General features: G+C 72.9%; 12 protein-coding genes. 3 read left to right on the top strand and 9 right to left on the bottom strand.

Going from position 1 to position 13,259, the window contains the following annotated elements:
• Positions 1-110: 110 nt before the first annotated feature.
• The 3 genes from AC07FT_RS24315 (at position 111) to AC07FT_RS24305 (ending at position 2,433) form a co-directional block, all read left to right on the top strand.
• Positions 111-608, top strand: a complete 498-nt coding sequence (locus AC07FT_RS24315; RefSeq protein ID WP_479178087.1) for a hypothetical protein — start codon at positions 111-113, stop codon at positions 606-608.
• A gap of 103 nt (positions 609-711) precedes the next feature.
• A complete protein-coding gene (locus tag AC07FT_RS24310; protein ID WP_479178086.1) occupies positions 712-1,716 on the top strand; it encodes a zinc-binding dehydrogenase in 1,005 nt (334 codons plus the stop codon).
• A 372-nt stretch (positions 1,717-2,088) separates the two neighbouring features.
• The gene (locus tag AC07FT_RS24305) at positions 2,089-2,433 is read left to right on the top strand and encodes a hypothetical protein (protein ID WP_471203606.1); all 345 of its coding nucleotides are present in this window, start codon (positions 2,089-2,091) and stop codon (positions 2,431-2,433) included.
• A 62-nt stretch (positions 2,434-2,495) separates the two neighbouring features.
• On the opposite strand, the gene AC07FT_RS24300 is transcribed toward AC07FT_RS24305, so the two are convergent.
• The 9 genes from AC07FT_RS24300 to AC07FT_RS24260 form a co-directional block, all read right to left on the bottom strand.
• Entirely contained in the window at positions 2,496-4,415 is a 1,920-nt protein-coding gene (locus tag AC07FT_RS24300) for an AfsR/SARP family transcriptional regulator (RefSeq protein ID WP_479178085.1), read from the bottom strand.
• Between the two features lie 66 nt (positions 4,416-4,481).
• Positions 4,482-5,267 carry an IclR family transcriptional regulator gene (locus AC07FT_RS24295; protein ID WP_471203610.1) on the bottom strand — a complete coding sequence of 262 codons (786 nt, stop codon included), beginning with the start codon at positions 5,265-5,267 and terminating at the stop codon, positions 4,482-4,484.
• Positions 5,268-5,278: 11 nt separating this feature from the next.
• The gene (locus tag AC07FT_RS24290) at positions 5,279-6,037 is read right to left on the bottom strand and encodes a thioesterase II family protein (protein WP_479178084.1); all 759 of its coding nucleotides are present in this window, start codon (positions 6,035-6,037) and stop codon (positions 5,279-5,281) included.
• 153 nt (positions 6,038-6,190) lie between these two features.
• Positions 6,191-7,012, bottom strand: a complete 822-nt coding sequence (locus AC07FT_RS24285) for a helix-turn-helix transcriptional regulator (RefSeq protein ID WP_432037686.1) — start codon at positions 7,010-7,012, stop codon at positions 6,191-6,193.
• 89 nt (positions 7,013-7,101) lie between these two features.
• Complete coding sequence (locus AC07FT_RS24280; protein WP_254739555.1) at positions 7,102-7,833, bottom strand: helix-turn-helix transcriptional regulator; 732 nt, start codon at positions 7,831-7,833, stop codon at positions 7,102-7,104.
• Between the two features lie 595 nt (positions 7,834-8,428).
• Positions 8,429-10,033, bottom strand: coding sequence for a phosphoglycerate dehydrogenase (gene serA / locus AC07FT_RS24275; protein WP_479178083.1), 1,605 nt, complete (start codon positions 10,031-10,033; stop codon positions 8,429-8,431).
• Positions 10,034-10,110: 77 nt separating this feature from the next.
• Positions 10,111-11,130: a 2,3-diaminopropionate biosynthesis protein SbnA gene (gene sbnA, locus AC07FT_RS24270; protein ID WP_479178082.1), complete on the bottom strand. Its 1,020-nt coding sequence runs from the start codon at positions 11,128-11,130 to the stop codon at positions 10,111-10,113.
• Between the two features lie 40 nt (positions 11,131-11,170).
• The gene (gene sbnB, locus AC07FT_RS24265) at positions 11,171-12,214 is read right to left on the bottom strand and encodes a 2,3-diaminopropionate biosynthesis protein SbnB (protein WP_479178081.1); all 1,044 of its coding nucleotides are present in this window, start codon (positions 12,212-12,214) and stop codon (positions 11,171-11,173) included.
• A gap of 56 nt (positions 12,215-12,270) precedes the next feature.
• Entirely contained in the window at positions 12,271-13,251 is a 981-nt protein-coding gene (locus AC07FT_RS24260; RefSeq protein ID WP_479178080.1) for a TauD/TfdA family dioxygenase, read from the bottom strand.
• Positions 13,252-13,259: the final 8 nt, after the last annotated feature.

Genomic DNA, 13,259 nt, shown 5'->3' with positions numbered 1-13,259 from the left:
TTGTCGAGCCGAATGCCCGCGTCTCCCTCCTACCGCGTGGGTCATCCCCCCCCCCCCCCCCCCCCCCCCCCGCGGCCGGGGATCTCCCGGCCCATGACACCATCGACGGCGTGATCGACCTGGGCTACTCCCTCTCCCGCCGCTTCCCGGACCCACCGCAGACGGACTACCGGAGCGCGGACCAGCGTGCGCTGCGCCACGATCTCTTCTGCGGTGACGTCTATCTCGCCGACACCCGCGAGGACCGTGAGGTGTCCACCGCCTGGGGCTGGGTTCCGGTGCTCGACTTCGCCTGGGCACTGTGCGACATCGTGGAGCGGCTCGACCGGGATCCGCGGGGCAGCCGTTCGGCCACCCCCGTCCACGCGGAGCTGGACTTCACCGAGTCCACCGACCGGCTGCTCTTCGAGCGGCGGTTCGGCTGGGTGGACATCACCGCCGACTGGGTCCCGGCCGGGGAACCGCCGCTGTCCTTCAACCACACGGCGCTGCGCCGGGAGGCCCGCGACTTCCTGCACGATCTGATCGCCGATCTCGTGGACATGCACGAGGGCCTGGGCGACAACCCCGTGGTGTGGGACCTCCAGTCCCGCTTCCCCCGGGTCTGATCCGCCTCCCGGAGGAGCTTGACTTCAACCTTTGTTGACGTCGGAGGCTCATCGGGCAGGGGCACCGATCATCCGGTGCGCCACCGGCCCTTGGGAGAGCGCCATGCACGCCGTACGACTGCACGCCTTCGGCCCCGCCGAGAACCTGGTCCTGGAGGAGACCGAGGACCCCGAGCCCGGTCCCGGCCAGGTGCGGATCGCGGTCGCCGCGGCCGGGGTGCACCTCCTGGACACCGCGCTGCGCGCCGGGATGACCAGCGCCGTCCACACCGCCCCCGAACTGCCCACCGTCCCGGGCCGGGAGGTCGCGGGCACGGTGGACGCGCTCGGCGAGGGCACCGACCCGGCCTGGCTGGGCAAGCGGGTCGTCGCCCATCTGGGCATGGTCCCCGGCGGCTACGCCGAACGGGCCGTGGCCGCTGCCGGGAGGCTGCACGAACTGCCGGACGGGCTGGACGAGGCAGCGGCCGTCGCCATGATCGGTACCGGCCGCACCACCATGGGCATCCTGCAGTTCGCGGAGCCGGCCCCGGACGACGTGGTGATCGTGACCTCGGCGGCGGGCGGGATCGGCCAGCTGCTCGTCCAGTACGCGAGGAACGCGGGCGCCACCGTCGTCGGACTCGCGGGCGGGGCGGCCAAGGTGGCGCGCGTGCGGGAGCTGGGTGCCGCGATCGCCGAGGACTACGACGATCCGGCGTGGCCCGGGCGGGTGCGGACGGCCCTGGCCGGGCGCGCGGCCACCGTACTCTTCGACGGGGTGGGCGGGGACGCGGCGCGGGCCGCGATCGGCCTCCTGGGCCGGGGCGGACGCCATCTGGTCTTCGGCTGGTCCTCGACGGGACTGACCGGCGGCGGCCCACTGGAGCCGGACGAGCGGGAGCTCGCCGAGCGCGGGATCACCTCCACCCCGGTGCTGGGCCCGCCGATGCTGGAGCGGGCCGGTGGCCCGGACCCGCTGCGCACCCTGGAGGAGCGGTCGCTCGCGGAGGCAGCCGCCGGGCGGATGGTCCCGGCGGTGCAGCGATTCCCGCTCGCCGAGGCCGCCGCCGCGCACCGGGCGCTGGAGACCCGCGCCACGATGGGAAAGGTCGTCCTCATCCCCTGAACCGGCGTGCGGGGAAAGGCCATTCCCCGGCGCCCGGATATCCGTGCCGAGTTGCCGCCTGGCGGGGGTCCAGGCGGCGGCTCAGAAACTAGCAGCGCGGGGAAAGCGCTCGCGATCTCAAGTCAAAGAATTCGATCTCGGACGCCCTCCGCCGGTCCCCGGCAGCACCATGGGCCCCGTGCCCGCCGCATGTCACGCCTCGTCCCGCTCCTGTTCCGCCCCGCTCCGGCCGGCGCCGGTGCCCGCCACGGAGGGATCTATCAAACGTCTATAGCCGGTGCGGACCGGAGAATAGGGCGGTGATGGGCGCGTATTCCATGCTGGTTCCACGGCACCGCTGTCGGCGCCCGCAGGGAAAACCGGGGAGGAAACATGGGAAACGACACGACGGAGATCCTCGCCAGAATGGAACGCGACTACACGGCCTGGCTGGAGCAGGGCGGACTCAGCCATATGGTGAGTCTGGACGGTCGTGATCTGGCCGACCCGGCGGTATTCGCCGAGGTGATCAGTGAACTCGCCCTGGCGGCGCACCGGGCGGAGTACACCGGGTCGCTCGCGGGCCAGTCGCTGATGAGCGACGCCAGCGCCCGCTGGGCCAGTCTGGTGGCGCTCTTCATCAACGCCGTACACAACGACACCCTCGACGCGCTGCGCGCCGAGACCTCCGTGATGGCCGCCGGCCTCGACGGGGGCCATGCGGGCGGCTGCGGCTGAACCACCGCGCCGCACCGTGAGGACGGCGTCGGCGGCCACCGCGCGGTGGCCGCCGACCGGTTTCAGGCCACCAGCGCGGGACCGGGGAAGCCGGTCAGCTCCGGCTCGGCGGCGTCCTGCTCCCGGGCGAACTGCCGGACCAGGAAACGGAACCGGTACTCCAGCCGGTCCCCCTCGGCCGAGAGCTCCAGCAGCCGTGCGGTGGTGAGCGAGTCGAGCGCGCTCTCCGCGCTGGCCTCGGACCAGCGCAGCTCCGCCGCCGCGTCCCGGGCGGTGAAGGCCGCCGCGAACCGGTGGGCCAGCGCCCGGAAGGCGTGCCGCGCGTCGGCGGCCAGCCGGGCGTGGCTGCGGCGCAGCGCGGCCCGCACATCGAGGCTGCCGAGGGAGAGTTCGCCCAGCAGCCGTTCCACCGGGCCCAGCCGGTTGGCCAGATGGGCCAGCCGCCACTGTGGCTGGGCGGCCAGCCGGGCCGCGCAGATCCGCAGTGCCAGCGGCAGTCCGTCGCAGCGCTCCACGATCCGTCCGGCCGCCTCGGGCTCCGCCGCGACCCGTTCGGATCCGGCGACCGCGGCCAGCAGCCCGCACGCCTCCACCGCGTCCAGCGGGCCGAGCCTGACCAGCCGTACGCCCTCCACCGAGGTGAGCGGGGAGTGGCTGGTGACCAGAGTGCGACAGCCGTCGCCGACCGCGAGCAGCGGGCGGACCTGGCGGTCCTCCACCGCGTTGTCCAGGACGACCAGGGCGCGGCGGCCCGCGAGCCGGCTGCGGTAGAGCTGGGCCCGCTCGTCCAGCGCGGCGGGCAGGTCGTGGGGACCGGCGCCCAGGGCGCGCAGGAACCAGCCGAGCACATCCGAGGGGTCCTTGGGGCTGCCGTCCTCGGCGCGCAGATCGGCGTAGAGCTGGCCGTGCGGAAAGGCCCGGCGACAGCGGTGGGCGGCGTGCACCGCCAGTGCGGAGGTGCCGGTGCCGGGGGCTCCGGTGAGCACGATGCCGCCGGTGCCGTGCGGATCGGCCAGGGCGGTGCCGAGTTCGGCGAGCGGCTGGGCGCGGCCGGAGAAGTCGGCGATGTCCGGCGGCAGCATGGCGGGGACCAGTCCGGCCCAGATGTCCGCCGGGGGCGGCGCGACGGCGGATGCGAGGGCGGCTCCCCTTCCGGCCCCCGGCACCGCCGGACCCGGTTCCGTCCCGGCGCCCGGTCCGACCCCGGGTCCGGCGCCGAGGGTGACGGCCTTCGGCGTGGCGGCCGGTCCGGTCACCTCACCGATGAGCAGCTCCCGGTGCAGACGGCGCAGGGCGGACCCGGGGTCCACGCCCAGTTCGTCGCGGAGCGCCCGGCGCCCCCGCTCATACACGGCCAGTGCGTCGGCCTGCCGGTCGCAGCGGTACAGCGCGGTCATCAGCTGGCAGCGCAGGGTCTCCCGGAGGGGGTGCTCGGCGACCAGCCGGGTCAGCTCGGGAACGGACTGGGCGTGGCGTCCCAGGGCGAGTTCGGCCTCGATCCGGTCCTGTACGGCGGCGAGCCGGGCCTCCTCCAGACGCGGCAGTTCGGCCTCGCTGAGCCGGCCGGTGACATCGGAGAGGGCGGGGCCGCGCCACAGCGCGAGCGCGGCGGTCAGTCGGTCGGCGGCGGTGGCGTAGTGGCCTCCGGTCAGCGCGGTACGGCCCTGTTCGGCCAGCCGCCGGAACTCGTCCCAGTCGTAGCGGGCGTCGCCGACGTCCATCGCGTAGCCGCTGCCGCGGCGGTCGGTGCGCAGCCAGGGGCCGCAGCGCTTCCGCAGCCGGGAGACATAGGTGTAGAGCTGCGCGGTACGGGTCGGTGGCGGGGTGGGGCCCCACAGCAGTTCGCTGAGCCGGTCGTCGGAGAGCACCCGGCCGCCGGAGAGCAGCAGGGCGGCGAGGACGGTGCGCTGTTTGGCCCCCTCGACCGGTACCGCCGAACCGTCCACCCGGACCTGCACCGGGCCGAGGATCCGGAACTCCACGTGCGGCGGGCGCTCCTGACCATCACATTCCAGCCGCAAAGCTGCACTCCTCCAGGCTTGAGCCTGTCAGCATCCTGACAGTTCGCTGAGTCTGACGGCCGCGCCGATCGTGTCGGATCCGTACTCCTGCCCGGGGTGCCGGGTCAGTCTGCTGACCGGTCCGGAGAGCGACAGCGCGGCGATCACCCGGCCGCCGGGCCCGCGGACGGGCGCGGCGACGGTGGCCATGGCGGGTTCCCAGCCGCCGAAGCTCTGGGCCCAGCCGCGGCGGCGGACCCCGGAGAGCATGCCGGCGCTGAACCGGGCGCCGCGCAGCCCCTCGTACAGCAGCTCGGGCTCCTCCCAGGCCAGCAGCACCTGGGCGACCGCACCCGACTTCAGCGGGAAGGCGCTGCCGACCGGCACGGTGTCGGCCCCGGTCCCGAGCGCTTCGGAAGCGGCCACGCACACCCGCAGTTCACCGCGGCGGCGGTAGAGCCGGGCGCTGGCGCCGGTGCGCTCGCGCAGTGCGGTGAGCACGGGTTCGGCGGTGAGCAGCAGCCGGTCGTGGCGCGCCTCGACGACCATGTCGCCCAGGCGCGGGCCGAGTGCGAACCGCCCGTCGCGGTCCCGGGCGACCAGCCGCAGCCGTTCCAGGGCGAGGGCCAGCCGGTGCACGGTGGGCCGCTTGAGACCGGTGGCGGAGACCAGGGTGGCCAGGGTGGCCGGACCGCTCTCCAACACGCCCAGCAGCAGCGACGCCTTGTCCAGTACGCCGACGCCGCTCTCCAGCCGGGGCGGGCCGGGCCGGGCGGCACCGGCCGCCCGCCGCGCTGCCGGGTCCACTGTGGTCGTCATCGTCAAGGTGGCCATGGCAGTCGTCCTCAGCCGAGGTGGGCGGCCAGCGCGCGGAGGACCGCCTCCCGCTGCTGGACGAGGTAGAAGTGGTCTCCGGGCAGCACCGTGAGGTCGAACCCGGCGGGGGCCACCGCGGCCCAGGCCCGCAGATCGGCCACGGTGACGCGGGGGTCGCGGTCGCCGACGAGGCCGGTGACGGGGCAGCCGACCGGGACCGGGGGACGCGGTCCGTAGGTGCCCACGGCCTTGAAGTCGGCCCGGAGCGCGGGCAGCACCAGGGCGCGCAAGTCCGGATGGTCCAGCAGCGCGGTGTCCGTGCCGCCGATGCCGCGGATCTCCTCCAGCAGCGCGTCATCGCCGCGGAGGTAGGTGTCCTTGGGGGTGACCTGGTGGGGTGCCTTGCGGGCGGAGACGACGAGCGCGTCGAGGCGGATACCGTGTCCGCTCTCCAGCCGCAGCGCCACCTCGTAGCCGACCGAGGAGCCCATGCTGTGGCCGAACAGGGTCAGCGGGGTGTCGGTGAACGGCAGCAGTGCGGCGGTCACTTCGTCGGCGAGCCGCTCGACGCTGTCGATGGCCGGTTCCTCCAGCCGCTCCTGGCGGCCGGGGTAGCGGGTGGTGAGGACCTCCACACCGGCGGGGAGCGTCCCGTCGGCGGCCGCCCGTCCCCAGTTGTGGAAGAAGCCCGCCGAGCCGCCCGCGTGGGGCAGACAGACCAGCCTCCTGCGGACCGCCCCGGCCGGGGCGTACCTGCGGAACCACCTGCTGTCGACACCGATGGCCATCGTCTGCTCGCCTCCCCGCGCGGGAATTGACGGGATTCACCGTACGGATCGGACCGCCCGGATTCCCCTGGTCTTTTCTAGCGGCGTGAGTCGGCGTCCGGCAACGCGGCTTCATGAACCTGCCAGTGGGTTGCGGAAAACCAGGAAAGGGGTTCATCTTCGGCCGCCGGGGGATTGCGAGAGCAGCAGTCCCAGTTCGGCGGCGCGCACTCCGGCTTGAAATCTCGAGGTGGCACCTAACAGCGCCATAATTTCGGCCACATATCTTCGGTAGGTACGGACCGACATGGCCAGTTCCCGGGCGGCGACGTCATCGGTGACCCCGGCGCGCAGCCGTTCCAGGATCTGCTGGGCGATCTCGGTACGGCCCTTGTCGCCGAAGTCGATACGGTCCGAGACCACCACGGCGTTGCGCCACACCCCGTCGAAGAGGGCCAGCAGCGGCCGGATCACCCCGCCGGAGCGGATGACCGAGGCCCGGCGGCCGACCGCGGAATCAGCGCAGACCAGGGCGCGTTCATGGTCGGCGATCACGGCGGCCAGGGCGGGGATCCGGGCGACCCGGGTCTCCACCCGGGGCTCGCCGACATGGCCGCTGACGAACCGCCAGTCGAGGGTGGCCGGGGTGCACAGCAGCCGCACGGTCAGCTCCTCGTGGCCGTCGGCGGCCAGGAGTACGGTGAGCGCCTGGTGGACGGCGCGGGCATAGCCGGGTTCGGCGGCGAGCACCACATCAACGCGCGTAGTGGCGTCGGAGACCAGTTGTGCCGCGGTGTCCACCGCGGTGTCCTGGCCCTCGATGACATCGACCGTGGCGCCCTGGTGCATCCGGTCGCGGCGGCGTACGACGGTGGAGGCCAGCAGGGCGCTGACTTCCAGGAGTTCCTGCTCGAATTCATCGCCGACATCGACCGATTCCAGGCCGAGTTCCGGCCGACTGGTGCCGTGCGCCCGTTCGGGCATCACCGATGACACACCACTCACCCCCGTGTGAGTCGTCGTTCAGCGGACGGCGCCGCCGAACCCCTCTTCAGCTCTGTGTCCCCCCGCGCCGGTGCGGCGCCTCAGTCGTTCGACGACAGCAGCCCCAGTTCGACCGCCCGCACCCCCGCCTGGAACCGGGAACTGGCGCCGAGACCGCGCATGATCTCGGCGACATGGCGGCGGTAGGTGCGCAGGGACACCTCGACCTCGCGGGCCGCCACATCGTCGGTGTAGCCCTGGCAGAGCCGCTCCAGGATGCGGCGGGCGGACTCGGTCCGCAGCCGCTCGCTGATCCACTCGTGCTCGGCGGGCTGGACGGCGCCGCCCCAGGCACCGGCGAACAGCAGGTCCAGCGCGCGGACCAGGGCCGGGTCCTCGATGACCGAGACCACTTCCTCACCGCCGCGCTCCAGCCGGGACCGCACCATGGCCACCCGGCCGTCCACGATCAGGGTTTCGGCCACGGCCTCGGTGACCCGGAGCTGTACATGGGCGCCGCCGCGTTCGGCGACGGTCCGCACGGCGGACTCCCCCAGCGATTCGGGGGTGCACAGCAGCCGGGCGGGAATGCGCTTGCGGCCGCCCGCGGTGAGCCGCCCGACGGCGGCGCCGACCGCCTTGGCACGGTCACCGCCCTCCGGCAGGGCCGCACTGACACCGTGCCGGGCCTGGCTGATGAGCACCTCGACGGCATTGGCGACGACCGCTTCATCGCGTTCGAGGGTGACGATGGAGTTCCGGGCGGCGGTGCGCCGATGCAGATTCACCGTCGACTCGATCAACTCGCGGGCCTGGAGCAGCGCTTCTTCCACGCTGTCGGCCGTTCTCGAGGAATCGGATGCCTTCGATGGACCTGTCATGCCTACCCCCGAGACGTTTCGACGAACAGCGCTGCCCACGGCATGTCGATCGACCAGGAGTGACCCAGCGGTTGACCCTTGAATGTATTGCTGGTGACCAGGGTCCGACCCAACGGGAATCGCCTGAACATCCGAGCGGAACTCCGTGAACGGGAAAAGCTGCGAAGCACGGAACACTTCACCAAGCGGCTCGGGGCCGAGATTAGTTTGAGCGGTGTACGGCAGTCAACGCACCGGAAACGGTCAAGAGTCGGCAAAGTCCGCTTCTTATGGGTCACTTCACGTTCATCCGGGCGGAGGCGCGCCCGCCGTGTCAGCAACCTGCGCCACTCAACCGGAAACTCGACACCATTTCGCCCCACACCGATCACGCTACGCACTGTTCTCGCGACCTTCGGCTACCATCACGCCTCTCTCTGTCCTGTTGCTGCCACCTCCGGAGCATTCGCGGGGTCAAGCCCACGGTAAAGTCCGGCCATCGCACAATTGCTCCGGTGTTCCGGCTGATGCGGAATAGAGGAATCTATACAAGCGTCCTCCGGATTTCCTATCCGCCGTCGCCCAGCGTCCACCAGCGCGTCGCCCGCACGTCACCGGCGGCTTCGGCCAGCGGTTCGGGCCCAACCGGGGCGTCCACGCTCAGCGCCACCACCGCGTCCCCGCCCGGTGCCGTCCTGGCCAGCCGCATCGCGGCGATGTTCACCCCGGCCGCGCCCAGCGCCGCGCCGAGCGCGCCCAGCACACCGGTCCGGTCCGGACAGCGGAAGAACACCGCCTCCCCGCCCAGCGGGAAGTCGATCGGCAGTCCGAAGATCTCCACCAGCAGGGCCCGGCCGCCGGGTTCGGTGAGCGTGCCGGTCACCGACGCCTCGGAGCCGTCGGCGAAGACCGCCCGCAGCGTGACCGCCGAGCGGTGGCCCAGCGCGTCCGGCCCGGTGGTGGCGAACGCCTCCAGCCCCCGTCCGGCGGCCAGCGCCGGGGCGTTCACATACGACACACCGCCCTCCACCGGACCGGTCAACGCACCCTTGAGCGCACCCAGTTCCAGCACCCGTACGTCATGGCCGGCGATCTCCCCGCGGGCCACCGCCTCCAGCCGCCCCGGCAGCCGTCCGGTGGCCGCGACCAGCAGTCCCGCCAGCCGCTCGGTGAGCACCAGCCACGGCGCGAGATCCGGGGCGACCGCCCCGGCCCGCACATTGACCGCCTCCGGCAGCAGCGCCCCGGCCAGCGCCCGCCGCACCGAGCCGGCCACCGACACCCCCGCCCGCTCCTGGGCCTCGGCGGTGCCCGCCCCCAGATGCGGGGTGACCACCACCGAGTCCAGTTCGAACAGCGGCGACTGCGGGCACGGTTCGACGGCGAACACATCGATGCCCGCCGCGGCCACCCGGCCCTCCTTGAGCGCCGCGTACAACTCCGCCTCGTCCACGATGCCGCCACGGGCCGCGTTGACGATCCGCACCCCGGGTCTGACCCGGTGCAGCGCCTCGAACCCCAGCAGTCCGGTGGTCTCCGGGGTGCGGGGCAGATGCACCGAGATCAGCTCGGACCGCTCCAGCAGTTCCTCCAGCGGCACCAGCGTCACGCCCTCCTGGGCCGCGTGGGCGGGCTGGACGTACGGGTCGTGGGCGATGACGTCCATCTCGAACGCCCGCATCCGCCGGGCCACCAGGGTGCCGATCCGGCCCAGCCCCAGCAGTCCGAGCGTCTTGCCCGCCAGTTCCACCCCGGAGAACCGGGAGCGCTGCCACTGTCCCGCCTTGAGCGCCGCGTCGGCCTGCGGGATGTTGCGGGCCACCGCCACCAGCAGCCCCACCGCCAGCTCCGCCGCGCTCACCACGTTGGAGGTGGGGGCGTTGACCACCATCACCCCGGCCGCGGACGCCGCGGGCACGTCGACGTTGTCAAGACCCACCCCGGCCCGGCCGATCACCCGCAGCCGGTCCGCGGCGGCCAGGGCCTCGGCGTCCATCCGGGTCGCGCTGCGGATCAGCACCGCATCGGCTCCGGGGAGCGCGGCGAGCAGCGCCGCGCGGCCGGCCCCGGCGCAGTGGCGCACCTCCACGCCCGGCCCGAGCGCCTCCACGGTGGCCGGCGACAGTTCCTCGGCGATCAGTACGACGGGCCGGTGGACCACGGGCTCGTCCATGGCTTGCCTCCTCCAACGACTCCTGCTGGGACAACTCCTGGCATCACGGTGACCTCCGGGGCCGGGGGGCGGGGCGCTCAGCCGACGCCCGCGACCAGCCGCCCGGCCGGGACCGGCGGCACCGGCGGCACCGGCGGCTCGCCGTCACCCTCCAGGGGGGCGTAGTGCTCGGCCACCCACTCCGGGTCGTAGACCGAGTCGAGATAGCGGTCGCCCTGGTCGGGCGCGATGGCCACCGCGGTGAGCCGCTCCCCGCCCGGCCGCGCCGCCAGCCAGCGCCGCGCACCGCTCACCACCGTCCCGGTGGAACCACCGAAGAGGAAACCGCGGCGGGCCATCGTCCGGCAGGTCTCGATGGTCTCCCGCTCCTCCACCAGCACCACGTCGTCGACCAGTCCGGTGTCCAGCAGCGGCGGCCGCACCCCGGCGCCGAGCCCCGGGATCAGCCGCCGCGCGGGCGGACCGCCGAAGGTCACCGAGCCGACCGAGTCCACCGCCACCACCGTCACCGACCGGCGGTGCTCCCAGAACCAGCGGGCACAGCCCATCAGGGTGCCGGTGGTGCCCGCCCCGACGAACAGCACGTCCAGCGCCGGGAACTGGGCGGCGATGGCGGGTGCCGTGGTGCGGTAGTGCGCCGACCGGTTGTGCGGGTTGGTGTACTGGTTGAGCCAGACGTAGCGGGGGTCGTAGGCCACCAGCCGCTGGACGTAGTCCATCCGCGCGCCGAGCAGTCCCCGGGTCCGGTCCGGACGGCTGATGGTGAGCACCTGGGCGCCGAAGGACTGCATCTGGCGGCGGCTGGCGGGGTTGCAGCGCGAGTCGGTGACACAGAGGAAGCCGTAGCCGCGGCTGGCCGCGATCATGCTGAGCGCGATACCGAGGTTGCCGGAGGAGGACTCGACGATGACCGAACCCGGGGTCAGCGCCCCGTCGCGTTCGGCGGCGAGCACCATCTCCCGGGCGGCCTTCAGCTTCACCGATCCGGCGAAGTTGAAGCTCTCGCACTTGAGGAAGACAGGGAGGTCGCACACCGCGGCGAGATCCACATAGAGGTCCTCCATGTTGATCTCGTGCGGGGCTTGGATTACGGGCACGTCATCACCGCGATTCGTTGGGGGCGCCGCTGTCCGGCGCCTACGAGCCGGCTCGCCCGTAGCGGCTGAGCTCGTGGAAGAAGCCGTCCACCACCGACAGTCCGCCCGCGCGGGCCAGCCGGTCGTGGACGAAGCGGCCGAGGGCGATGTCGAGCACGCCCAGGCCGAAGGGGGAGAACACCAGCGGGCGGTCGGCGGGCAGCTCCACCCGGCCCTCCAGCACGTCGTACAGGGTCCCGGCGATGAAGTCCCGGTTGCCGGTCAGCTGTTCCACCAGATGCGGGGAGGTGTCCGCCTTCAGGCAGTGGTCCACGTCGTCGACGACGTTGGTGGCGCCGAGCAGGATCTCGGGGGCCAGATCACGCAGCGAGACATTGAGCACCAGCGGGTTGTGGGCGAACCAGGCCGGGTCGTGGATATGCGGGGCGCCCGCCACCGTCGCGAACACCACCAGATCGCTGGCCCCGATCAGCTCCCGCGCGGAGCCGTGCACCACCGAGGGGGCGGCGCCGGGGCGTGCGCCGAGGTATCCGGCGAAGCCCTGTGCGTGCTGGTCGGACAGGTCGAAGACACCGACCTCGTCGAAGCTCCAGCCGGTCTCCACCAGATAGGTGTGGATGTAGCGGGCGATCAGCCCGGTGCCGATGAAGCCGATCCGCCGCGGCCGCTCGCCCCGGCTGAGCCGGTCGGCGGCCAGCGCCGCGGAGGCCGCGGTGCGCGCGGCGGAGATGATCGAGGACTCCAGGCAGGCGAACGGATAGCCGGTGTCATGGTCGTTGAGGATCAGGACGGCCGAGGCGCGCGGAATGCCCGCGGCCACGTTCTCCGGGAAGCTGGAGATCCACTTCAGTCCGTCGGTGGGCCGCTCACCGCCGACCGAGGCCGGCAGCGCGATGATCCGCGAGCTGGGCCAGTCGGGGAAGCGCAGGAAGTACGACGGCGGATTGACCGTCCGCTCCTCGCCGTGCAGCCGGTAGACTTCCTCGACCAGCTCCAGGACCTGCTTCTCGTGGCCCGAGAGCACGTGGTCCACCTGGGCTCCGGAGATGACGGCGAACGGCGGCACGCCGGACCGCTGGGACATGTTGGGCTCCATCCATGACATCGGTGGTGACGGTCGGTCGGTGGGGACGGGGTCGTTCAGGCCGGGCCGGGGACCCGTACCGGGTCGCCGAGCACCACGGCGATCTCGCGCTCCCCCTCGTAGGGTTCGCGGCTGTGCGCCATCCGCAGGTTGTCCACGACCATCAGGTCCCCGGGCCGCCAGGGCTCCCGCAGGGTGTGCTTCTCGTAGACGCCGTTGATGGCCAGCACGGTGTCCTCGGTGATGGCGCCGCCGTCCCCGTAACGGCTGTTGAACGGCAGTCCGTCCGCGCCGAATTCGAAGGTCAGGTACTCGCGGACGACCGGGTCCAGCGTCCATTCGTTGAGGAAGGCGATCTGGTTGAACCAGCCGCGGCGGCCGTCGGCCGGATGGCGCAGTACCGCGGCCGAGCGCTGCCGGGTGCGCAGATCGCCGCCCGGCAGCCATGCGGTCTCGATGCCCCACCGGGCGCAGTACGCGTCGATGGCCGCGCGGTCCGGGGCGCCGAAGGACTCCTCGCGCCCCACGCCCACGGTGTCGGTGTAACTGCGGTCCAGCCGCCAGCCGGTGCGCTCGAACCGCTCCACCAGCGCCGGGTCCAGCGCCTCCAGCACCGTCCGGGAGTCGGCCACCCCGGTGATCCCGCCGGAGGCGGGCGCGGTGAGGGCACCGAAGAGCAGGGTGGCGGGCACCTCGCGGCGGTAGCTCAGCTCGTGGTGCATACACATCGGCTGGTCGGGGGGCCACTCCGAGGAGGAGTACACCCCCTCGGCGAGCCGCCGCCGGGTGGCGAACCCCTCCCGTTCGTCCATCACCTCCTCCAGCAGTTCCCGGCCGACGCGGCCCACCGCGGCCACGTCGACCAGGCCCAGACCGCGCACCAGCACCGCGCCGTGTGCGGCGACGGCCGCGCGCAGCGCGGTGCGGTGGGCGGCGGCCCAGGCGGCGGGGTCGGCGGGCGGCGGCCCGTCGAGCCGGATGACGGCGGGGCGGTCGGCGAGGACCTCCACCGGGGGGAGCGGGGCGTGCACGGCCATCGTCGGGG

It is taken from the genome of Streptomyces sp. NPDC045899 (assembly GCF_056431485.1).
This window is presented reverse-complemented; position numbering and strand designations above follow the sequence as displayed.

What these genes read in the sequence shown, in the direction of transcription:
- AC07FT_RS24295 (WP_471203610.1), bottom strand. Translation starts at nt 5,267, where the DNA reads ATGGCCACCTTGACGATGACGACCACAGTGGACCCGGCAGCGCGGCGG.
- AC07FT_RS24260 (WP_479178080.1), bottom strand. Translation starts at nt 13,251, where the DNA reads ATGGCCGTGCACGCCCCGCTCCCCCCGGTGGAGGTCCTCGCCGACCGC.
- sbnB (WP_479178081.1), bottom strand. Translation starts at nt 12,214, where the DNA reads ATGTCCCAGCGGTCCGGCGTGCCGCCGTTCGCCGTCATCTCCGGAGCC.
- AC07FT_RS24305 (WP_471203606.1), top strand. Translation starts at nt 2,089, where the DNA reads ATGGGAAACGACACGACGGAGATCCTCGCCAGAATGGAACGCGACTAC.
- AC07FT_RS24290 (WP_479178084.1), bottom strand. Translation starts at nt 6,037, where the DNA reads ATGGCCATCGGTGTCGACAGCAGGTGGTTCCGCAGGTACGCCCCGGCC.
- AC07FT_RS24310 (WP_479178086.1), top strand. Translation starts at nt 712, where the DNA reads ATGCACGCCGTACGACTGCACGCCTTCGGCCCCGCCGAGAACCTGGTC.
- serA (WP_479178083.1), bottom strand. Translation starts at nt 10,033, where the DNA reads ATGGACGAGCCCGTGGTCCACCGGCCCGTCGTACTGATCGCCGAGGAA.